Annotated in this window: 18 protein-coding genes; all 18 read right to left on the bottom strand. The window is 39.5% G+C overall.

Annotation, left to right across the window (positions count from 1 at the left end; translation table 11 throughout):
* Positions 1–7: 7 nt before the first annotated feature.
* The 18 genes from M0R80_10010 to M0R80_09925 all read right to left on the bottom strand — a co-directional run bounded on the left by M0R80_10010 (position 8) and on the right by M0R80_09925 (position 24,445).
* Positions 8–943: a hypothetical protein gene (locus tag M0R80_10010; protein MCK9459960.1), complete on the bottom strand. Its 936-nt coding sequence runs from the start codon at positions 941–943 to the stop codon at positions 8–10.
* Entirely contained in the window at positions 940–1,257 is a 318-nt protein-coding gene (locus tag M0R80_10005; protein MCK9459959.1) for a hypothetical protein, read from the bottom strand. The genes M0R80_10010 and M0R80_10005 overlap by 4 nt, the downstream gene beginning before the upstream one ends.
* 1 nt (position 1,258) lies before the next feature.
* A complete protein-coding gene (locus M0R80_10000) occupies positions 1,259–2,215 on the bottom strand; it encodes a hypothetical protein (GenBank protein MCK9459958.1) in 957 nt (318 codons plus the stop codon).
* A complete protein-coding gene (locus M0R80_09995) occupies positions 2,212–2,532 on the bottom strand; it encodes a hypothetical protein (GenBank protein ID MCK9459957.1) in 321 nt (106 codons plus the stop codon). Before M0R80_09995 ends, M0R80_10000 begins: the two co-directional genes overlap by 4 nt.
* 2 nt (positions 2,533–2,534) lie before the next feature.
* On the bottom strand, positions 2,535–3,071 hold the full coding sequence (locus tag M0R80_09990) for a hypothetical protein (GenBank protein ID MCK9459956.1): 537 nt from the start codon (positions 3,069–3,071) through the stop codon (positions 2,535–2,537).
* A gap of 33 nt (positions 3,072–3,104) precedes the next feature.
* Complete coding sequence (locus tag M0R80_09985) at positions 3,105–4,847, bottom strand: hypothetical protein (protein MCK9459955.1); 1,743 nt, start codon at positions 4,845–4,847, stop codon at positions 3,105–3,107.
* Positions 4,844–6,601 (bottom strand): hypothetical protein, encoded by a 1,758-nt coding sequence (locus M0R80_09980; protein MCK9459954.1) that lies wholly within the window; start codon positions 6,599–6,601, stop codon positions 4,844–4,846. Before M0R80_09980 ends, M0R80_09985 begins: the two co-directional genes overlap by 4 nt.
* A 22-nt stretch (positions 6,602–6,623) precedes the next feature.
* Positions 6,624–7,130 (bottom strand): hypothetical protein, encoded by a 507-nt coding sequence (locus M0R80_09975; GenBank protein ID MCK9459953.1) that lies wholly within the window; start codon positions 7,128–7,130, stop codon positions 6,624–6,626.
* Positions 7,127–17,119: a hypothetical protein gene (locus M0R80_09970; GenBank protein MCK9459952.1), complete on the bottom strand. Its 9,993-nt coding sequence runs from the start codon at positions 17,117–17,119 to the stop codon at positions 7,127–7,129. The genes M0R80_09975 and M0R80_09970 overlap by 4 nt, the downstream gene beginning before the upstream one ends.
* Before the next feature lie 205 nt (positions 17,120–17,324).
* Complete coding sequence (locus M0R80_09965; GenBank protein MCK9459951.1) at positions 17,325–17,864, bottom strand: hypothetical protein; 540 nt, start codon at positions 17,862–17,864, stop codon at positions 17,325–17,327.
* Positions 17,865–17,911: 47 nt separating this feature from the next.
* The gene (locus tag M0R80_09960; GenBank protein MCK9459950.1) at positions 17,912–18,937 is read right to left on the bottom strand and encodes a phage tail tube protein; all 1,026 of its coding nucleotides are present in this window, start codon (positions 18,935–18,937) and stop codon (positions 17,912–17,914) included.
* 6 nt (positions 18,938–18,943) lie between these two features.
* The gene (locus M0R80_09955) at positions 18,944–19,324 is read right to left on the bottom strand and encodes a hypothetical protein (GenBank protein ID MCK9459949.1); all 381 of its coding nucleotides are present in this window, start codon (positions 19,322–19,324) and stop codon (positions 18,944–18,946) included.
* A gap of 2 nt (positions 19,325–19,326) precedes the next feature.
* Positions 19,327–19,947, bottom strand: a complete 621-nt coding sequence (locus M0R80_09950) for a hypothetical protein (GenBank protein MCK9459948.1) — start codon at positions 19,945–19,947, stop codon at positions 19,327–19,329.
* A complete protein-coding gene (locus M0R80_09945; protein MCK9459947.1) occupies positions 19,944–20,354 on the bottom strand; it encodes a hypothetical protein in 411 nt (136 codons plus the stop codon). The genes M0R80_09950 and M0R80_09945 overlap by 4 nt, the downstream gene beginning before the upstream one ends.
* Positions 20,355–20,367: 13 nt before the next feature.
* Complete coding sequence (locus tag M0R80_09940; protein MCK9459946.1) at positions 20,368–21,273, bottom strand: hypothetical protein; 906 nt, start codon at positions 21,271–21,273, stop codon at positions 20,368–20,370.
* Positions 21,274–21,275: 2 nt separating this feature from the next.
* Positions 21,276–21,794, bottom strand: coding sequence for a hypothetical protein (locus tag M0R80_09935; protein MCK9459945.1), 519 nt, complete (start codon positions 21,792–21,794; stop codon positions 21,276–21,278).
* Positions 21,795–21,811: 17 nt separating this feature from the next.
* Positions 21,812–22,918 carry a hypothetical protein gene (locus tag M0R80_09930; protein MCK9459944.1) on the bottom strand — a complete coding sequence of 369 codons (1,107 nt, stop codon included), beginning with the start codon at positions 22,916–22,918 and terminating at the stop codon, positions 21,812–21,814.
* Positions 22,919–22,960: 42 nt separating this feature from the next.
* Complete coding sequence (locus M0R80_09925; GenBank protein MCK9459943.1) at positions 22,961–24,445, bottom strand: hypothetical protein; 1,485 nt, start codon at positions 24,443–24,445, stop codon at positions 22,961–22,963.
* Positions 24,446–24,481: the final 36 nt, after the last annotated feature.

Here is a 24,481-nt window from a genome sequence, read left to right as displayed (position 1 = left end):
AAATAAGTTATGTTGTAATGGTTTTCCATCCAACAGAAGAATTCACGTAAAATCTCATTGCCGGAGTAGTTGTATTCCAGTACATGGTGCCATCAGCCGGTGATGCCGGATCAGCAGATAATGCTCCACCCCAAGTCACCAGTGGATGCGTATGGTTTCCAACCGCTACCTGATCAGACCCGGTTCCCACATCTCCATTTGCGTTTAGATTATCATATGTGACATCTGATATCTTTGCAACTATAGATGAATCGATATAGAGTTTTACAGGAACATCTTCACCACTGGTTAGATTAATTCCGGATATATCTGATCCATCGTCGAGGATTTCAAAATAAGTTTTGCCCACACCATATAGCATTACTCCGGCAATTCTAATTGTATATGTACCAGTTGGTAGGTTTAATATGGTTAAAATAACCGTTTCGTTTTCATCTACACCAACATATGTTTCATCGAGAAACGGACTCTTTAAATTAGGATATTTCCATGTCGTCCCGGTAAGTATATCGCTCGTATAAACCCATCGTTGACCAAGATGGTAAGATATTGTCTCGATAGTAAGATACGAGGTACCAAGAGGCGATGATCCAAATTTGATTCCAGTCTGAGCAGTTACAGGATATGATAGTCTATGGGCCGTATTATATGTAAATTTTAAAGTTGAATCTGTTGAATCGGATACAGTGATATTGGCTTCTAATGCATAACTACCAAAATTGTTTTCATCCGCTTCCCTGGTGGTTGAATTCACAGTTACATTGGCACTTCCAGTTGCAACCCACCCACTTAAATCATCTGAAAAGTTTGGATTTCCAATACAGGCTTTATATTTTCCTACGTTTTCTTGATATCCAAAATCCCGAAATTCCAACTTCATGTAGGTTGCATTATCGACAATTACATTCTTGGAGTTGCCAACAGTTTGATTAAATAATTTCATAACATCACCGTTGTAGTTACAAATATTGCATCTGCGGTATCAGCAGTAGCCCTTATTTTATAATTTAAAGGCAGAGCTATTTTAAAGGAGTCTTCTAACCCCCCGTATGCTTCTATCACCGTATTCGGCGGGATAAGATTTCCGCAATGAACATCTAATCCATCTGTAACCCACATTTCTACCGTTACTCCTCCATTTGTTACATTAGTAATCCGGATGTTTACTATCACCTGATTACTTTCTGTAGACTGATAGATATCTGTTTCATTTGTGGTTGTAAGTTCTATAAACGCCGAAGTAAATTTATCTGTCATTTTATCCTCCAAAAACTATTGCCATTGCAATTGATTGTTCTGCAATTGCATCTGCATAAGTTTTTACAGCTTTTTGTGTTGCAACTTTAGAATCAGAATTCACAGCCAAAGTAACATCTGTGTCTAAATAAGTGAGTGGAACTTTAGTATCTGAGTAAGTTTTTACAGATTTCTGCGTTGCTATCTTGGTATCTGAATTTGCAGCCAGGGTTCCGTCGGTATCTAAATAAGAATTTGGTATTCTAGTATCGGCATAAGTTTTGGTCGCTTTTTGAGATGCAATTTTAGTATCGGAATTTGCTGATAATGTCCCATCGGTGTCCAAATAGGTTGACGGGATCTTTGTATCCGAATACGTCTTTACAGCTTTCTGTGACGGTACTTTAGAATCAGAATTAGCCGCCAAAGTTCCATCTGTATCCACATCACTTAAACTTATTTTGGTATCTGCATATGTCTTTGTAGCTTTCTGAGTAGCCAACAATACATCGGAATTTGCTGTAAGAGTACCATCAGTATCAAAATATTGCTCAGTATAATCTATCCATGGGATATTAACAAAGGTGTTTACTCCATCACATATTTTATATCTTCCTGTAGGATATCCGGTTGAATCTGAAACTTCTCCAATAACACAAAACTTTGGATAAATAGTAGTCGTAATTGTTGTAATTTCAGTTTCGGATAAAAAACATCCCTTTAATTTGAAGATCCATTTGTCCTCTGCTGAACAAAACCTTAATTCCTCCTGGTCAACTGGTTCCCTATCACTTTCCACATATTTATTTCCAATCAACTTTCCCGCACTGTAATCTAGATCACTCCAGATATCAGTCCCATTTCCAATTTTAAAAACTCCGGTGTCGCTACTCCACGCCACAATATTAATTGGAACAATCGGATCTAATGCAATCCATTCTGCATTAGTAAGCATGATTATCTGTTGATCTGGTTTCATGATTGTTTGCTCACCACTCCATCAAATGCAATATATACAGCAGACGCACTGGTATTTTTAGCTACAAGAAATTGAGAATTATTAACATGAAAATTGTTCATACCCGTCTGGCTTTCAATCAACGTCTTTATTTTAATTGGGAGACTTACATATGTGGGATCAGTACTTACATATACTTCAATAACCGACACAACCCCCTCTGGAATATATATATTATGTATCACCCATTCTTCTCCAGATGTAATTGGTCTTATTCCAAGAACTCCACCAGCAGACACTTGCTGCAACCCATATGCCATGCTTACTTCGTCTGACATTCTTAACCTCTTGCTATTGTTACCTTCCAGAAAATTGCAAATGGAATACTTGCGGTAGTAGAAATTGAACAACTTGTCTGTCTGTATCCCATATATCCGCTGGTCGCAGCTGTATGAAGTCCAGTCTCCACAATAGTATATGTTCCATCTGGAGTAAACACACCAATGAATGTTGCAGTGTCGTTTGTTACATACAGCGTCTCATATCCCTTAAGTGCTGTAACTCTTGTAAGAACAGATGAAACCAAATTATTCAATGTATAATCTGTGGGGCTTGAACTACTTATTCCAACGCTTATATAGCCGTATGTCGTATATACAGATGTTGCAATTCTCTGTATTTCATAGTCCATTGGAGCGTCCTTAAGATAATGAAACAATCCAAGTTTATTAAGAACTCTCTGGAAAACAGTAGGGTGACATATTGTCTGTTGAATTATCCCATCATCCGAATAGTCTATGGCATTAATAAGATCTTCTTGAGTATAATTTTCTGGAAGTTCTTCAACCTTTATTTTTCTAAACTCAACCCGATCCATCACCTTAAATTTATCATGTATCATAATAGCCCTCTAAGTTGTTATATCTCTATCTTTATGAACAATCATACCTTTGTACTTGCCATATGTTATTTGTAGCGTAGCAGTATATCGCTTATCTGAATCCTGCAAAGTAATCGTATTAAATATACCGGATGTCTTCTTAGTAAAATAAAACAACTCTCTACTTCTTACACCATCAGTACACCTGGATAAACTCTCATTAAATGTAATAGACTTGCCGTCATATAACGGGAATATATAATCGGCATATGAGTTTATCTTGAGTTCAACATATGGAATTACATCATTAAAACTAGAAACTAAAATTACATCCTCTTCAAAGCTCTTTGCCAGCGTATCATAAAATATTTTATTTATGTCGGATCTCAACACTTGAATCGCAGTATTCGTTCCATCTTCATTTTCCGTATATGGCACAAAAGCGGTATCAACATCATAAAACTTTATCGTTTTGATAGCGGAATTAAAGTCGTCAGATGTTACCCCAAGTCTTGTTCCGACGATTGCAATCTCATCTATATCATCATCCCGTAGTTTAACCACAATCATGAAAATAGCATCGACATCAGATGGAGAGCATTCAATGTATGACGTGTCTGCTTCCTCATCATCGGATATTACTTCTTTCATACAAGTTACGCTTATGTCTTTAAACTTATCACTTTGACAAATGACTTTTGGAGTTACCACATATGCATATTCATCGGAGTAAAATCCCCTAAACACCATGCGATAGTTATCAGAAAAATCCACCGGATTAACCGCTATGTCAGATTTATAAACAAATGCAGCGTGGTTTGTTCCCTCTGTTGCAGCTACTTTCTTCAGATATACGCATTTTAACTTTGTAGTACTGTCACTCTGAGTCTGCCTATAGTATCCAAATACATGAAGAATTTCTCCTTTTGAATATCCATCTGCAATTGCCCAAAGATATCTATCTTCGCCGTCCGATGGATCGGTTTTCTCATCATTATTAATAAATTTAGGATCACAATACAACTTACAGAAATCAGCAACCGCAGTACTTCCCAGATTCATCAAGGTTCCGTCTGATGCATAATTAAATGAAATTGAGACTTTAAGACTTGAAAATGTAACAGAAGACTCCAAGTTATTCTTACACGTAACTTTAAACGACAATGGAGGTAGATGTCCTCTTTTAATCCCATCTGTATTAAACGACTCTACCATTGGTCTCATACCAACCCAGGAACCAATGGTAAACGTGTGTGTGAGATTTGTATTTTCGCCAATGCTGTCATGTTTGGTATTATCGTTTGGTGATGTTATCATTCCGTCCATCGGGTATGGCATTCGTTCAAGAGTGACATCATCCGGATCTGTAACCAACTCTAAGCTATATGGATACCAGGTTGGTTTATCAGCATCCGCTACATACATCATAGCATCAAATGTTAAATCAACGGCTCCGTCCTCATCATCAGATTCCTGGACAATTGCATTAATCACGATGGATCCGGATGAATAAAATGCTGGAATATATTTAAGAATGCCCAAATTATCCCCATATGATGTGGTTGTGCTATCAAAGTCAAACTCAAACAATCCCCCGGGAGTTATTGTTATTGCGGTTCCATATGACGCACTACACTCAGCAGCAGTATTATTTGACTCCGGATAATCAACTGTATCTACAACCTCTGCAACACTCGAAGAAATGGTAATTGTTCCATTACACAGCGGATCAATAAAAAACTTATCCAGTGACACCACTTCATTATTACTCATGTTGCTCTTCCTACCACAATCGGTTTTGACTGAAGAACCTTATTTTCAACTGGTGCCGGAATACCATCTTTATTCTTATTAAGTACCCCTCTATATATGTCGAGAACCGATACATACGAGCTTCCAACAGTTACCGTGGTACTTTGTTCAGTTATAGTGAGTTCCTTAATTTGCCATACTGCATCAGTTGGATCTTCCAATGGATCTACATCGGTTCCTTCCCTGTATTCCATAATTCTATCGGATACTGTTTCGTCGCCTAGCCCATCAAAATAGTCTCCCTCTTTAAACCTTACAGTTCCAGCCGGAAATCTCACGCTATAACTAGACAAATCAATTCCATCATACAATTTAAATATTCTTTCTGCAATTGCGTTTAACGCCCCATCAAATTTACTATCGGTCATAACATAAACCAATACATGTTTATTTATGTCTATATCCCCATAACTTCCGTTATATTCTCCTGCTGAATCCCATACCATAACGCCATCCGGAACAGTTTCTTCGTTATTTGTTGAGATTAATTCACTCTTTTCAATAACCTCCTTTGTAATGTCGATGGTTATTCTATCTCTTATGTATCCATATTCTATCGTTCCATTTGTATTATAGTTATACCATATATTAAACCCGCACTGCTGATACAGAAAATTAGTTACTGCTGTTCCTACGCTCATACATGACATAACCTGAGTACTGATTTTAATTGGAGATTCTGTATCTGAATCATGACCAGGTAGATAAATAGATCCACCGAGTCCGTGCGTTCTATCATTTCCTATATATCCGGGAACAAATCTCTCATATCCGGTTTTAGCCTTATAATATTGGAGAATCTTATTTAGTATCTGATCTATAGTCAAGTCTGTTGCGGTATATGCATCAGGGTTTGGAATTATAACCTTTGGAAATAATGCACCCAACAGTCCCCCTTGACTACACACACCACGGTATAACAGGTCACAAACTTCTTTACACGACACAGTAAACGTGCCATCCCTATTGTTTTCGCAATCCGTAACTATTCCGAGAAAGACTTTAGATTCTGAATCACTGGTTGCTCCCATCTTTCCAATCAAGACAAAAGAATTTTTAAATATGTTAACAGTGTAATCGAACTTAGCTGTATTCTTTACATAAAGCGACTTAGTAATCTTAGTATTAAATATTTCAACTGCATTTAATTCATCTTGGTCATTATCACTTGGAGTTATTGTAGCCTGGAATTTGCATGTCTGTTTCTTATTGACCCCAGTATTTCCATAAAATATCTGTTGCTCAAGCGGATTAGTCCATACATACCCAAGCACCATGTTAAACCTAAATATCCCGGCATTATTAGAATCTCTATCAAAAACAAATTTATCTATTCTCCATATTCCGCTTCCAAGATCTCTCCCTCCAGTTCCGGTAGCAGTTCTTTGGATCGCAAACACATGAGTATTCCCGCTTATATCCACAAACAATGGAAACAAATCATCTGAACTTACTATTACGGGAGATAGATTGCCTGCCGGGAATGGATACGAGGCATTTAGTTTATTACCAGATGCTACTTTTCGCATAAACTGACCAGACATTGTGGCAGAACACGAATTAATTCCCATTGGAACTATATCTGGTTCTGCTCCATATTCTGTTTTTTCCTCATACGAGTCTGTAACAATCTCTATGCTGCTTAATGATGCCGGCGGGAGCTCATATATTGTGGACCATATAAGAGATCCATCGCTCCCATATTCTGATCTCATGAGATTGAAATATGCATATGTATTACTCAAAGATGTCAAGGTTATACCACCTCCATAAAACCAAGTTAAATCCCGCTACTTCTGGCATATCAACACCCCGTTTATATGTGTAGCGTTTTATATACCAGTATGATCCAACCGGTAAATCTGGGAATGTTACATTTTTACTAACCTGAATTACACTACCACATAGAAAAATATTCTTAGGAACGCAAAGATACCGATATGGAGACAATGCAGCCATAAAAACATTCCAGAAATCATCTGGGTATCTATAAGGAAAATATCCCTCTAGTGTTACTACCTGGACTTTTTTCCCATAATAATTAGACACTGGTATTGCTCCACCAGGAATAGAATCTACGTTGAGTTCTCTGGTGTTATTGTGTTTTTTAGCAAAAATATTATGGGTAAATCCAGTTGATCCGGGAGCATATCCCTTTCTTCCATGATCTCCATTATATTCCATAGTTATATTCAATGTGCTTTCTGCAAACTGCAATGGAGCATATTCAGCAAGTTCGGTCATAAGCTAATTCCTTTTATGTCATACTGTTTGAGCAGCCGTGGTAACCAATATTCAAGTTCGCTCTTGATATCATTAACTGTGGACGATGATGCACTTCCTATAGTTATTGGAATTGTTATTGAGATATTATTACCACCAGATGATGAAACAGACGATGTAGAATTTGTATTGCTGCTGCTTGATGCACCAGATAAAATACTCGATACTTTATCAATTGGACCTATAACTTCTCCAGCATGAGCATTAATCAATCCCGTTGAAGTTATCAGTCCTCCATCAGCAGCACCAGTAATTGCCTTTACAATCCCACTTGCAGTTCCAGTTACACCGCTTGCTATACCAGTTGCAGCATTTGACACCGTACTTACTACACTGCCTCCAATACCAATAGCCGACTTAACCGCATCTGATATCCAGGTCCACAGTCCTCCAAGCACCGATGCTGCATCTCCAAATCCTGATATTGCCATATTATAAACTGAACCCCATATAGTACCAAGTGTGGCGGATGCATCTCCAAGCCCGCTCAATATACTTGTTTTTATGGAATCAAGCGTTCCACTCAGCATATTTTGTGCCTTTGTTGCATCATAATACATCGGGTTTGCTTCACCATTTGCGGCAGTTGGATTCATGGATAAATTAGTTGCATACTTTGAAACCGATCCAATTACACCATAATTGCCCTCAATATTGGTTTTGCCAGACGAAACCTGTTTATTTATATCCTGAATATCAAGAACCCCGCCACTAACTATGCCAGCAATTGCACCTATAAGTGCTCCAATGCCAGTTCCAACAACTGGAACCACAGATCCTATTGCACCACCGGTCACTGCTCCACCAGTGACATCATTTATTGTGGCACCTGCAATGCCAGATGCCGCACCAAGTTCTTTATTTCCTCCCTCCATATATCCAGGAGTAATAACATTGCCCTGTTTGTCTTTTTTCTCTTCTATCCATGTTCCTCCAGTTGCTTTTTCTGCTACATTTGCGCCGAAGTTTGCCATCCACTCATGAGAAAGCATAGCTACTGGAAGACCCAAAATAGGAAATGCAGCTGTTGCAGCTCCAAGTCCCGCTCCTGCTGCTGCACTCACTCCAACCGTAGGTGCTGCCTCTACCGGAGATTTTCCCTTTACAAGTATCTCATCCACAGCAGCTAATATACCACCAAGAATACCACCTCCTTTAGCACCACCAATAATCTCTTGGGTAGTTGAAACTCCAACAGGTGGCTTTGCGGTTTTAAACCCGCTCTCTGGTGTTTCAACTCCTTTTCCTATACCTCCTTCTGGAGTTACCTCCCATATTTGATTTGGTAATGCATTTCTTCCTGGTTCATAAATTGGTTTTTCTGCCTCTACATTCCCATATTCATTCTCATATGACCAGGTCATCTTTGGTCTGCTAGGTTGTTTTTCGGTTCCTGTATCTACCTTTTCCCAGCCTTCTAATCCTTTATCCCCTCTAAACCAGTCTACAACCCTTTTATTAGTTTTACTTTCGAGACTTTCTTCCCCAGGTGTCTTCCTTCCTTTTATCTTTTCATTCCTATCGATGTCTACATTCTCAGTTCTACCGGTTCTCTCCTTTCCGGTAGTCAACTCAATTAACCTTTCCTTAAATTCCCTAAATTTTTCTCCAAGATCTGTATCATCCAAAAACTTAAATCTTTCTTTAATCCATTTTCCGACATCAGGCCATTCTATTTTATCCCACCATTCCTTTACTTTTTTAGTAAGTTCATTAAATGGAGTAGACAACGTTGCTCCAGCTGCTCCAGTTGTTACTACATTCTTGAGTCCACTTGGGGTAAATGTATCAGATAGCCCCTTCGCAAATTCATCTGCTGCATTTCCTAGAGTATCCATTAGATTTCCTAGATATCCACCTTCAGTTTCTACATCGCCTTTACCGCCGATCTGCCCTTCTTCTCCATACAACTTAACATTAAGATATTTCCCTCCACTTGCATCAGATAACGTCTTTGCGGTATTTTTATTTGCATTGGCTCCTGCCTCACTCACATTTGTCAACAACCCAAACTTATTGTTTATATTCATCCGGTTATCTGAATCCATAACAGGAGAGGATGATGGCATCAGTCCGCCTACAACACCTCCATCTGCCATTTTATTAATTTTGTCAAGCCTGTCATATCCAAACTTCTTAGCAGAATCTCTCCTAACTACAAACTCCCCGGGTGTAAGCATTGAGGGAACGATGTCGGTTCCTTTTTCTCCTCCCTCTGCAAAACACTCCACCAATCCACCCTTATTGAATCCAAGTGCACCCCCAATTAATCCAACCGGGGTAGGAACAACCTCTTTATTTGATGCAAAATTTATAGCCATTCCTAGTAACTGCCAAGCAGCAACAGCAGCTCCTACAACCACAACTACAGTTGATAACATTGCAAGTGTAGTTCCCAATGCCCCATTAAGAACCATTACACCACCAGCTGCACTTGTGGTACCAGCTGCAAACTGTGTCATTCCAAGTGCTCCGGTTGATGCTGCCGGACCCATGAATGCCATAAGGGTAAGCAATGATGCAAATCCTTCCAGTGTAACAGCAATCAGTGTAAGCACCGGTTGCATTACAAACGCAATAAGCGTAAATCCAGTAATAAGTGGAGCAAACGGACTTTTTGCAATTCCAGCAACCAGATTAGCAAGAGTTTTAGCAAACCCAATAAACATCGGTAGCAATTCTGCACCCGCCACAACCAGTGTCTTAACAGAACTCACCAATTCATCTATGCTTCTTTTATCTGTAAATGCCTTCATCAGTGTATCAGCAATGGTTTTGAACGCTGAAGTTCCGTCTTCTCCTACCTGCATCATCTTAGCAGCAATAGATCCCAAAAATACCTGGAACGATGCCTGGATAGATGTTATGCCTTTCCACCCATTAATGAAATCCTGCTGGGTTATTCCCATCGTAGCCATTATATCCTTAGATCTAAGTAGCCCATTGCTGAAGTTATCCATTATGGCAATTGATTTCATCTGAGAACTAAGATCCTTCAGTGAATCGGTTACCATACGAACGCCTTGAGATATCACACTATAGATACCAGTTATTGAAAAGTAGGTACCCATTGCACCCATGCTCAATGCCGTCATTTTTCTGCCATATCCCTGAAGAGTGGAAGATGCAGATAAATATCCAGATGATTCTTCTGTAGGTCTTGTGGTTCTCCTGCCTTCCACAATATCCAGGTTTGCATTTGAAATATATCCTGGCTGATCAATTAAAGACGGCCCAAACATACCCTGTAATATCTTCCTATAATCTTTGCCAAACTTCAATCTCAGAGCTTCTTTACTCACCTCTACATTCATCCCAAGTTGTTCCCCAAAGACGCTCTCAACTTGTTTTGACTTTTCGCCCGGTGAGAATTTTGTCCCCGTCTGAGTATTTATTTTAATATTTTTGTCAATCTTAGACAATTCAGATACAAATGCAGAGAACTCTGACTGCACCCTTGTCATTTCCGACTTAGCTGCTGGAGACTCCAATGCATAATTGGCTTGGAATGCAAATGTCTCAGTTTCTTCGGTCCCCTTCAAAGCCCTCTTCTTTAACCACCTAGCTAATCTCTGATCTCTGCTTTCTGAAAATGATGCTTCAAACCTATCTGCATTCCATTCTTCCGGAGTCAATCCGGGATCTCTCCTCTTTGCCATCATGTATCTGATGCTGCTTATAGGGCCTTCCTTAAAGTACCCCTTTTTCATGATTTCTTCCTGATATTCAGGAGATACCTTTCTTGCCTTTGCAATATTCTCTATCTTTGCAACATCAGAAAACGACTTCAATTCCGGAACAATAATCCTAAGCTGATCACTAAGTAGCTTAAACTGTTCTGCCACACCTTTTGTTACATCAATACCCCTGTTTGCCCCAATTGATGTTTCAAGACTCTTAATGAATCCACCATAATCAGTATCGCTACCAAGATCTCTCATCGACGCATTTAAATCCCCCAGCATATCTTTAAGACTATTAATTTCTGTTGCAGACAATCTTGCTCCGGATTGTGCGACTCCACCAGGCTGAGGCAATGATGTTACTACTTTTTGAATTCCAGGAATGGTGGCATCTTCATATACATCTGCAATCCCCCGGTTTTTATTTCGTATAAATCTATTATCTGTGATATTTGTGACATCCGACATTCTCTGGATTCTACCAGATATATCTTGTCCCATGATATCATGCCGCCCAATATCTTTTCTTACATTACCAGGACCACTAAGCGTATAATCAGTATTACCAAAGTCCATAAATCTTCCAATACCACTGATTATTCCACTTCCTTCCGTCCTAAACAACCCAGCCCTTTCAGGATGCTTCCCGGATTTAGCCAATCCGGAATTCATATGTTCCGCCACCACACTTTTTATCGACTGGATTTCAGACGGTGTGGTGGTCCTTGTGACTCCCTTTGTTGATAATAAATCTGATCCAAGAGCATTATATTCTTCAAAACTATTTTCAATAGATTCCGCAATAGACCGTATTATGTCATTTCTGTTGAAGTCTGGGGTTCCAAAAGCAAAGTGTGGAAGTCTATTCTTTGGTATTACAGTAGTAGGAGATCTAAAATTAACCACTTCTTCCGTATTGTGGGTTCTAATGGTCCCATCATCTGAGATTGATATTTCAGGTCCGCCATCGCCTACCACCGATAATCCAAATGCCTTACCAGATAATGTAATTCCATTTATATTTGGAGTTCCTTTTCCAAATTTAGGCAGTCTAAATCCAATACTTCTACCCTTACTGTAATCAATGACATCTGAGTACAGATCAGTAAGCACAGATGATCTCCCGCTTTTCATCCCAAGTCCATAATCGCGTGGATTATATTCAGACAACTTCCTTGGTATTCCCTTATAATATGGATTAACATGTTGTATTCCATATTCAGGTCTTAATGGTCTATATCCAGAAACCAAGTTAACCGCATCAAGATATTCAAGACTTATTTCTCCGGTTTCTCCAGTCCTGTATTTATTTATTACGTGAGATACCACATCATAATCGGATGCGTCTTTCCCTATCCTTTTTCCATTTAACATCCCGCTTTCTTGTATCTCCGCAACCTCCTCAAGCATACTGGACAACGTACCATATCCTTTCTCATTCTCAGAAAATGCAGCAGATAACTCCTTTGTATTGCCTTTTGTAAGCCAGTCAAATAGCGAAGTTCCCAATCCAGAACTCATACCTGGTGATTTAGACAATGCCAAGTAATCTGGAATATATGGATAAGTTCCCTCAACCCCTTCTTTCTTCCATTGATTGAATCCTTCAATAGATCTATGCATTTGATTTATAAGTTCAACCGGGTTATCAGATTCCTTAATGGACTGGAGAATTGATTTCTCCATTACATCTCTGCTTATTCTCTTAAAGTCCTTTGAACTCTCGGTTGTGGTTTCCCTGGTAAAGTCCAGTCCAAATATATCAGACCCTTTTATATCTTCGTTCTCTCCCTTCGGCATCAGACTAAATGGAGTCTTTCCACTCCATACCCGCTCCAACTCTTTGTTCATCCAAAAATCTATGGAAACCAAATCAGACACATCATTTTCTGGATAATATCCAGGAGCAAACAATCTGGCATCACTGCTTTTCCAAGTGTCTGGTTTCCTTGGACCCCATATGTTTAAAAACTTTGATATGATTCCAGGAGCCTTCTTTAATGCCTCCTTGCTATCTTTAAATCCTCCAACATCTTTAGCCATTCCAGCATAATCAGATACGCTTCCAATTATCTGTCCAATGTCTCTATTATATCTAACATTTGCTGTTTCTGGAGAATATTCCCCAAGTATGCGATTTCTTGATATTGTTTTCTTAGGAACATATCCTGGCTTTATTATATCGCTGTGTCTCTCTCCTATAGCATCAGAAACCTTGTTATATGTCTCATATGTCTTAACAAGATTTCCAACCTTTCCTTCTTCCATCACAGCATTTGCACCGGTAGCAACCTTGTGTCCTTTCAAGTAATCAACCTGAATGGAATGAGATCCAGCAAGCTTATCTAAAACCCGTTCGCTCTCGAGCCTTCTCAAATCTTGTTTCTTACGTGCTGCATTCTCAGCCATTACAGACAAGGTTTCTCCCATCATTCCCCGGAATGTACTGTAGTATAAACGAGATGGACCAGATCCACGTGTCTGAATATATTCATCTCCTACATTAGGCGGTCGTATAAATCCACTGGAGAAATCAACTTTAGAAATATCTGCAAATGCCCTCGGAATATGTTTTTCCCATCTAGTTCCTTTCTGATCTGTAATTGGTTTCGCAGACAACACAACAGCCTTTGCATATTCTTTATCCGTTATTGCACCAGACTCCAGCATAGACATTAAAACATCCGGATCGGTTATACCAATGGGGTGAGACATTAATGGAGTTCGTCCTCCAGTCTCAGACGATATATCAAATATTGCGTTCAGTAGCGGAGAATGAGATCTTCCAACTCCTGTATCTGAAATGACCGGTGCAACATCTGGAATAACAGAGGCAATTGCCTTTTTTAATGGTGGAAATAACGTTCTGCTGACTGCCAAGGTAGCAGGAATTTTTGATTCCGGAGAAAACGCCTGTCCTATATCATAAGCCTCAGTTGTGGCATTATTTACCAACGAATATGCATCGTCTTCATTCAATCCCAGCTTCTTCACCGTGTCATATATTGATGCTGCATTAACAGACTCAGTTGCATTTGGGGCATATCCCTTTTCTATTCCAGAAATAAACTTTTCTACTTGCAACAATTCTTTCGGCCTTATTACTTCAGACAGTTCCTTAACTCTGTTTATATAACTTCCTTCCAGTTTCCTGGCTTCCTTTTCACTCATCGTCGGGAGTGTAGATAATGTCTGATATGGTACAATGGTACTCATTCCTGTTTCTTCATTATAATTTCTATAAGATCCATGCAATACATTGGGGTTATATCCAACCTCGTTCTTAATATTCCCTATATAATCAAGACTTTTGTCTAGATCTGCCCTCATTATAGTTTCGTCTCTGGCAACTCTTTTTGACATCACTAAATTAAACAAACGAGACATCTTCAGAACTTCAGCATCACTAAGTACATTTTTCCCATATGCCTTCCTATAACTCATTTCAGTTAATATGGTGTTTTTGATGCCTTTTGCTGCTTTGATTCCCACTTTTTTATCCGGAATGCTCTTAAGCAGTCCTATCTGAGCAAAAAAATCATAGGAGTCTTTTATATATTGCGATCTTCCACCGGGTGTAATTCCCTTATCGCCGCTTGCATAAATTTCTGGAATCATCTTTGGTATATTTTCAATAAATGCCTCATGTCTAAACTGCTTATCAGTCAGCATAGATGTTATTTCCTGACCTACAGTTCCCTGATAGAACCCTGTGGATAACTCATAATTCTTATTATGTCCCACCATCCTGGTATCAAGATCTCCAACCTGCACCAGTCCGTTTGCATCTCTAAACGGCCCTTTTGTTCCTATAGCAAGAGCAGATCGTATCTTATTCTGAACTTCAGGCGAATAATTCTCAATATTTTCCCACAAGTCAGTAAACTTCTGCTTTACATCATCTGTAACAATAATTCTGGACTGTTTCCACCATTCGTTTCCTTTTCCATACAATACCGGGGATGTCAGTGCCTCTCTTAATATTTCTCCGCCATTTGCAACCAGTTCTTCAATCTTTTCAGGTTCAAATCCCAATGATCTCAACCGTTCTCTATGTGATTCATCAACATCTCCTTCTTTAAACCTGGATCGTATAGGCATCTTGTTAAGCAGCTCTGTTTCCCCATATAACTCATTCATTTCGGGTGTGTTGATTGCATTTACGGATTGCATCCGCTCGTCCATGTTCTCATATGCCGCACCATAATTAACAGCAGATGACATCAATTGCTGTCTGAATCTAAACTTTCCTGGTATGGCAGCCACACTTTCCGGTAATCCCATCTTTGTTATAATTTCAACAGCTCTTCCACTACCAAGCAACGATCCAAATGCAGCAGCAGACTTTCCGGGAGTAAATCCTGGAACACTATGTTTTGCTATTTTTATCCCGGCAAACGATTCATATACTCCATTAAGCAACGAGTTTAATCCGGACTCCGATATTTCAGACTTCGATTCCTGTAACTTCCTTGCATAAATAGGATCTCCGGTTGTAGGATCAAACCCAACCTGTTTAATTGCACCAACCACATTTCGTTCTATACTTTTCTTTCCAGTCAATCCTTTTGCCACATTACTAAGTCCAAGCCATGTTCCCACAAGGCCATGTCTATGATAATCCCTAATCCACATCTCCGGGTTTGCATCAATAACATCAGGTGAAATTCCCAATGCACCAAAATAATTCTTTACCTCGTTTATATCGGTAGGCAGACTCTTTACCCTATTAAATATGTCAGATGTTGCAGATTCTACATTTCCCTTGTTTATATCCCCTTTAACAAAGTGCCCCACAGATTTCATCAGGTATTCGGGAGATGCTTCATACATCTGTCTGAATGCCTTTACAATTGAAAAATCCCCGCTTCTTATTTCCGGAATATATCCAATTCCAATCTTGTTGTCCTTGCTGTATGCACTGGCATATTTAGCATATGATCCGCCCTGCCCAGGTTTGTTTCGATATGCATCAGATACATACACCCGGTTGGATCTAAACATCCCAAGTCTTCCGGCTACACCCTTTGCATACATCCTTGCAATTGGATTAATCCCGGATTTTACATCGGTCTTTGCAGTTCCGGATAATGCATCTGCAACTGCTTTATAAATGTCTATTCCGTGGTTTGTATGCAGATAACTTGCTATTTCTCTTTCTGCTTTTAGATTTACTTCCTCTGCAATTTCTCCTTTTTTTAGTTTTACTCCTACTGCTGCTGCCTTTTCCAATATTCCTGTTTCGTGCTTTTTTTTAATATCTAAAATATTATTGTCGCTTAGGTAATTCATCACTGCATTTTGGGATTCATCAGACGGTGACAAATAACTTTCAACATATAACTTCCCATCATTTCCCTTTTTAACCCTGGTTGCTATAATATTCCGTCCTTCCATGAAATCCTGAACACTAGGCGGTGGCCTAAACATTGATCTCTTTGCATGCTCTATCTCATCAATCTTATTTATAAAATCAATCTGATCCTTGGATGCTCCAATATTCTTCAGGTTCTTAAGATCATTGTGCTCTCCATAATACTTAGATACCACTTCATACAGTGCTAGTGCATCTCCAGCACCATACCTAAGAAACCACTTATCAAAATCTTTGGTTTTGGATGTCTCAACATTATAGTTAAATCCAAATCCAGACCCAGACAACTTCTTAGGCAGATATTTTCCCAAAGATCTCAGTACAAATGATGCCAGAGAATTTCCCATTTCTGGATTAGCAAGCAAGTTTGCCTTCCCAAGTCTGGATGCCAATGCAACTGTATCATGTGCTGTAACTTCCCCCCCTGAATTTGTCAATGCCAGATTAAACCCATCCCTGGTGAGAAAGTCCATATCAAACATTCTATTATGGTAATATGAATGCACGTCATCCCGGTTTAACAACGACCCTATCTTATTTCTAAGATATGTCATATCCGCTTCGTTTTCTCTAAATGCATTAACCGCAATAGTATGTACACCTGATCTAGATGCAATTTGAATAGTCCCGGGTTTTCCGGCCCTAGGATTTACCTCGGTATCCACAGCAAAAGTTTTATCCAGCATGACATGTTGCATCATGTCATTAAGCTCTTTGCGATCACTCACCAGCTTAGGATTAACAAGTATGATGTCTTCATCGGCCCCATACTCCTTTATGGCATCCTTATATCGCGTTCTAATGTGCTCAAGATTCTCATCGCCTTTCTTTGCGGCGTCAAGCAAGATCTTAACTCTTACATTATCATTGATATTTTTTTTAGGATCCACCATAAAATAAAACCTCTAATATTAATTACTAGAATTTGATTCTTTCCTAGTATTATTAACTATGTAGAGGTCAAACAACAATCGCCTATACCAATCTTTAGGATCGTCCCATCCAAAAATAGAAGTTGGCCTTATATGATATCGCTCACCTATATCATTGAGGCTATCCATCAGACTGTTTACTCGTTTCTGTTCTTGTCCTTTCTCTTTAGACGCCATCACCGACAAGTAACCGAAAGGGCGTAACGCCACTATTACACCTGTTGTATAGCGCCATAAAAATCCCAAACATGTCAGCAGGAGGCATCTTATCAAACGGTAGTCCTTCTACAACCACGGCACCCGGTTTATTCAGTATATTTTCGCACCATGCTTTAAATGCCTCGAATAAATTTCTCCAGTTTGCATCAGACCACCTAGGCGTTCTAACCTTTGTCATCACCGGAATGGGATCTCCATCTTCATCAATCTTAAACGTCCCATCTTCATTTGTCTTAAATACTGGAATTCTCTCTGCTCCTTCGATAATATCTCCGTTTTCATCCCTGGGATATTCATATTTTGGAACTCTCTCATCCTCAAACTGCATGTCCATAGGAACTCCTTTAGACATCAAAATAAAATGATCAGGTGCAAGATTCCCAACAGGCTCCTGGATCTTATATACGTTTCCAGTGGATGGAATAAGTACCTTCATAATATTATCTTTGCATTCGATAATCTGTCCAGATTCTTTATCAAAACCCATAAGATATAATGATATTACCTGGATATCAATATATCGAAAAAAAGTAATTATGTTACTGCTGCCACAGTAATACTGAAATCAGCACTTGTAGGTAGTGCAGCTTTCCAATTCACGGTCTTTTCCCACATATTCCGGTTCTGGACACTCCGGTTAAAATCAGTAACAACACATTTAGCTATCGTAACAGTCAAAAGCAGTCCATTTGTCGCACCGCTACCAGCCGGCCTATAGAACTTCAACTTCAATTCTCCAGAGGCCATCGTGTTTGCCAGACTACCATCAAACTCCGTATGACCTGAATCGAGAGCACCGCCAATTGAGGACCCATTAATGATCTGACTTACGAGATCCCATTCACCAGCTCCAATATCCATAGTTCCTGAAAGGTTGCTCATACCGTTAATATACAAGCCCTGCAAAAACTGTGACCCCAAGAACCTGTAATCCTGAGCATATTTTCTCTCAGCCTTAACAGTAATTCCTTTGGTCTGTAAGACAGTTCCTCCAAATGTCAACACTGCATTATAATATACTGACATCGGAAAACTTGTCCAGGTTGGTTCCGTTGGTGCAGCCGATAATGCCCCATGAACTGTTATAGCCCGTCTTCCAATCCATGCAAACTTAAGCTTGGCGTAATCTTCTACCTTACAGCTTATTTCCATGGACGTCATCCCGACACCGGTATAATATGTGGCAACCCCGGCATTATCATTTGCCTGCTCATCATACACAAGCAACGTGCATGTGGTAAGCGGGATATTCGTCATATAATAAGTACCGGCGGTTGTTCCACTAGCTTGAACCCCCATGAAACAACTAATCAGATTAAGAGTCCCAGGATCAGTCCTAAGTGTTCCATCAATATTACCGGTAACAGCATATCCACCACCGTCTATTTCACCCGGTGCCATAGTATCCATGTTCTCTTCTGATATAGGAGTCCTGTTCACCCCATCAGTATCAGCACTACCCCTGAACTTATAATAAGTTCCGGCGATATCAGTTCCGATGGTGGTTACTCCATAATCAGAAGTAGAATTTATTGCAATTGCAACCAATCTATCTGTCATTTATTTTCACCCATGACTTACTAATTCCCTAAACGATACAGTCATTACGGATCTATACGATGTTCCTAAATCTATTATTTTTACTTTCCCAAACATAAAGCTAGATACATGAAGCACTCCGCTTAACTTAACGGTCTTCTCAACATTTTCCACCATTCTCCTTACCTGGAGCCTAAGATTTGTATCTATTTTCTCCTCCCATTGTATAACCAGTGTGTTCCACTGAATATAGTCCTCCGTAGTTTCAAGTTCAAGATCTACATCCGTATAATATATGGCACACTCGTTTGGTGCCATACTATCCTTCTTTGAATAAAATATCTTATATCCTAAGTCCTTAAGACACTTTCCAATCAAACTCTTATACTCGTCAACATTTTCTTCCATACTTAAAACCGTGTAAGTGATCTTGTACTTTCCACTCCTCTATTCAGATATGCCTTAACAACCTCACCAGAATTGCTAAATGCATGTCCTTCCTTATCCTCATAACCAGCTCCCTTTATATCCGCAACATACCCTGCAATCCTATCGCTCTCCTCCCTACACCTATTCGTAAATACAGTATCCCATCGTCTCCAATACTCCGCGCTAAATCCTTTCCATTTTCCACCTTTTTCCATAACCCCAGAAAATGGATCATAATGCATCCCATCTCTTCCAGGAACACCATGAGACAACGCCTTAATAAGCTGAACGGAAGTCCCATTTGGATTTTTCTTCACAACATTTTTTAACCCCAATATCCCCATATTTCTAGCGTTTATTGTAGGCTTCAACAATGCATTCTGAAGCACAGACGATTTAGATGGCGACACCAGCTTAAATTTAGATCCTTTCTTAAACAGACTTTGATTTTCACTCCGTCTAAAATAATATTTTACCCGGTTGTTCCAAAAAAATATCAGATTATCTCCGGCCATTAAAAGTGCCAATCTATAATCATCATAGTCCACGCTACCCAATAACCCCGGATTCCCATATTCATACACCTTAAGTATTTCTGTCATATCGGATCAGCAACAGATTTTGTGAGTCCAAAACAACATACCGTTCGTTTAGACATCACTTTCATATCAATAGTTAACTCATCTGTAAGCGGAAATGACGTCAACATCTGAATCATACCTTTTGCCGTAGATCTCAACATCGCTGCTTTGTTCATGTTTGCAGCAGGTAAATATCCCAATTCTGGTTCTACCAATGTTGTCCATGTAACATATGAATAAAACGTAGTTAATGCTTCAACTGCATCATAAACCTGATCATCAGTAGCATCAGAATCAGCAGGCAGATAAAAGTTTACAAATGAATAAGCTCTTCTGGCGTCATTCCTTACAAATTTTTCATCAAGATATGACTGAGTTATTCCATGTAAATTATCAATAACCCGATCGACTATAATAGAGAGATCCATAATGGATCCCTCCTTAACTAGATGCTCTTGTAGCTCTAGTCTGACATACGCCACTTAACAAAATAATCCGGTTATTCTTAAGTCTATCAGTAGTGCTATTCGGCATAGCAAGAGTCGAGTACATCTGAGTTACATAGAACTTGTTACCGGTTCCGTACTCTCTTGCATACTCAACAAGCGGAATATCTCCACCCATATATATCATATGAAGTGCAGTCCACTGTCCTGGAAATACCAACATTGCTTCTGCGTCAAGTTGCCTGGTTGGAATAAATGTGACTCCATATTTCTGCTGAACCCATTCAATAGGACTCATACCAAGCATGGTATATTCGTTTGGTCTTGCAGGCTGATTCATAAATGCCCAAAGCTCAGCAGGATAAAACAATATTCCACCTTTTAAATCAACCACATTCATATAGGTAGTCGAAAGAGCAAATGCCATAGCTTCAGCAATATCCTTAGGCAAGTTGCTCGAAACCGGGTCATCCCAATAAGCAGACACACTAACCGTCTTTCCAGCAGCAGCTTTTACAACGGTCTTTATCTCCTTATCTTTTGCCCATGCCAGACCTCTTGCAATTGCAGTCATGGTATATGGCATCTGGATATTCATCTGGTTTCTGGCATTTGCTTCATCAGTCGTCAGAATGATATCCTGGAACTTTTTCATGCTCCCATAAAACTCTGCCCAGCTAAGTTTCTGGTAATCAGCAATTGTTCCTTCTGTTACCTGTTGAGGATCAAGCCTCTCAACCGTGGGAAATGTCATCCCATAACTCAGCTGATCTATTCCCTGAACTACAACAGCTCTGCCCATTTCAAGCATTGTTTCAGCTTCGGTATATAAAATCCGCTTAACAATGTCTTTTTTCATTGCGTCCTTATCAGAAGTTAACGCACCAAATTTAAGCACCATAATTAGCTCTCCTTCTGGACATCAACCCAGATAAGCATAAAGTCAGCATCAAGTCCAGCAGTCCCCAAGCTATCAGTGTTTGCATCAATCGCCCTCAATGCATACCCAATAGACCAGGTTGCACCAGAAACAGCAGACAGTTTATCATGCTCACCGTTTGCATAAATTGCAACTTTTTCTCCTATCGCAATTGCTGCATGTCCGGCACAAAGCGGAACTGATATTCTCTGCCCTCTTTCATATCTATTTACAGAACATGGGACATCGCTCTGATAACTACTCGAAGTCTGATATTCATATGGTATCCTCGGATCTACCGTAGACAGATATGCAAACCCCACAGGCACATCATTTTTATCTGCAAGTGTCACATAAGGATCTCCGTTTTCATCAACCTCGCTTGTTTTAAACGTCACTGCTGTTCCAGGCCAATACACAGCAGAGTCTACAAAATACATCCTCCTTGGAGCATCTTGCAGAGTTCCACCAGTACTGATCTGCTGATCGTTGCTTATTGGCATCACCATAATTTACAACCTCACTGATACATTTCCGGAAACATTTCCGTATAATGTTTGTCTCCAAACCCAAGTTCTGTCATAGTTTTCTCAAATTCCATCCTAGAAGCTTTCGAAGATTCACCACCACCAAGATTCTGTGGAACACCGTTTAACTTGATCAAATCCAGTCTAAGATCCTTTGTTTTGGTCAGAAACTCAATAGTGCCCTTCTTCGAAGCTCCAGCCGGAATCAATGACATTGGATCGGACACACCAAACCCTTTAATCTGATTTACAAGGGCCTCGATCTTTTCGTCCATCATACCATCAAGCATGGCGCCCTGTTCATCAAGTCTGCTTTTTAAAGCATCTACTCCCGGATCAGAACCCCCATCTTGCTTTATAGTCTTCTTATCTACATTATCACCGCCTTTAGATTCCTCCTTCTTACCACCATCAGAAACACCAGGAGTAGTATTCCCTCCAGCGGTAAGAAACGGCTTTAATGCATCTATTGTCATACTAACAATCTTATTATAATCTACCTCTACCGGTGCTTGTTCTGCCTTCTTTCCCCCGTCGAACAACCCGGCAAACTTATCCTTAGCATCATTTCCAGACTCCTTTTTCTGATCTTGTCCGGAAATATTTCCAGCATTTCCATCTGTCTTGTCTGCCCCTTTTTCTGGAGCTTCTTCAAATTTTTCGAACATAAAATTCACATCATTTTTCATCGCAGAATTGGGAATATAACAAAGTGCAGTAAGAGTTCTATCAGCATTTCCTTTTGAATCAATTAATGTACTAAATTCTGGAGAGCACTCGTTATCCCCGCTTACAATTGCCTTTTGCGCATCCAAATTATACACAAATCCTTTATGGGCAATTTTACTGCTGTCTTCTGATATTCCAAAGCTCATTGCATATCCATCGGGTTCACTCCGATCTCCTCTCCTGCCATGCAGATCTACATAAATCGGAATTAATCCCTTTGGAATTCTGTCATAGATCTTCCTTACATCAGAATTAGTGAAAGTAGAGACATATGGCTTATTATCAACGACATTGTTTCCGTGCCAAGTACCAGCTTTGACAACATCGCCTTCAGAAAGCAAAACGTCTTCCTGTTTCCACTGGAATACCATAATTAGGCTATGAAATTTCCATGATAAAAAAGAAATGGGTAATTACGTTGCGCTGACAGACTTTTCAGCCTTGCTCATACCTGCAACAGTAGGTCTCTGATTTGCACTCTGTGGTGTATCCGGATAGTTCATCTCATTCTTCATACTACTTGCCGCATTTACAGCACCAGGCATCTTATCATAATCCTTTGGATCTAAATGTGAATGTCCGGTCTCATTCCTACATTCATCGATCGTATAACAATTTGTAGATGCCATTGCAGCACCTCTCTTAATCTCATCCAACTCAGTTGTAGCAAGCTTAAACTCCAATTTAACCTTTAAATAATCAACAGGATACCCTTTGTTATATGCCTGAAGCCTTTTTTTCATATTTTCCAGTATTGGTATTGTTGCCCTTCCAGCCAAATGCAAAATCATAGTGTTGGTGTAGTTTGCAATGGTAAGCTCACTAGCATAACTATTGCCGGAAACCCCAGTAACAATGCTCTTAGGTATCGCAATTGCACCCCATACCTGATCAGAGATCTGTGTCAACAAATCATTTGGTGCCATATATCCGGCGTTTGCATGCTCCAACGGCTCAATAGTCACTGTATCTAATGTAACATATCCCTGATCAGGTGCCTTTGCACTAACTTCAGCAGCATATGCTTTTATAACCTTATCTGCTGCCTTTATCGACTGATCCACAACGCTGTCCATATCAGACCCAGGAAATTTATCCAGGCTAAACATCTCAGAATTCAACTTATGGTGATCCCTGGGAACATTTGCCCATCTCCACATTGCATCAATGGCAATAATAATTGATTTTTGCCAAACTGGAATAATAGCACGCTGCAATGGACTAACCGGATACAATCCATATGTCAGCCTGCATAATCTATCTTTTGCCCATAACGGAATATCCCGCATCTTAACAATATAGCATTCAGACACCGGATATTTGTCCATTAAGTCTGGCACCGGTTCATTGACACAAACTATATTTGCCTTTGTAATAACCTGTTTCTTTATATCGGTAGGAGGAGTTGTTATTCTGCTTTCATAATCAAGAAACGTAATTAAACTATTTGGCAAAATATCGATATCATACGTTCCTGGATCTTCGTGAAGCACCAGTAATCCATACATCGACAGCACCCCACCGTATGTAGCTGCAACCGAAGACAAATCATTCTTAATTTTGAGATAATTTGCTCTTCTAACCATCTCATCTAACTTTTTCTTATCCGGTGGAGGTCCATCAGTAAACATTTCTTCATTCGAACATGCTTCAAACCCTATAAATGCCTGTCCACACATCGTGGAAACTCTATCTATCCCACCTCCTACAGCATCATCATAGCAATACATATCCTGGAAAATTTCTTCTTCTTGTTTCGTATCCCAATCAGAAAACAAATTAATTACAAAATTTACAAAAGAATTGGATTGCATTCTGGCACCCACACTTCCACCAGGTGCCTGTCTAACCCTTGCAAATCCCGAAAACACCTCTCGTATATGTTTAATCAGTCCCATATCCAAATATTAAACACAAGAACTGATATAGATGTT

It is taken from the genome of Pseudomonadota bacterium, from assembly GCA_023229365.1.
Taxonomy (GTDB): domain Bacteria; phylum Myxococcota_A; class Polyangia; order JAAYKL01; family JAAYKL01; genus JALNZK01.
Note: the sequence above shows the minus strand (reverse complement) of the source record. Positions and strands in the feature narration are given on the sequence as shown.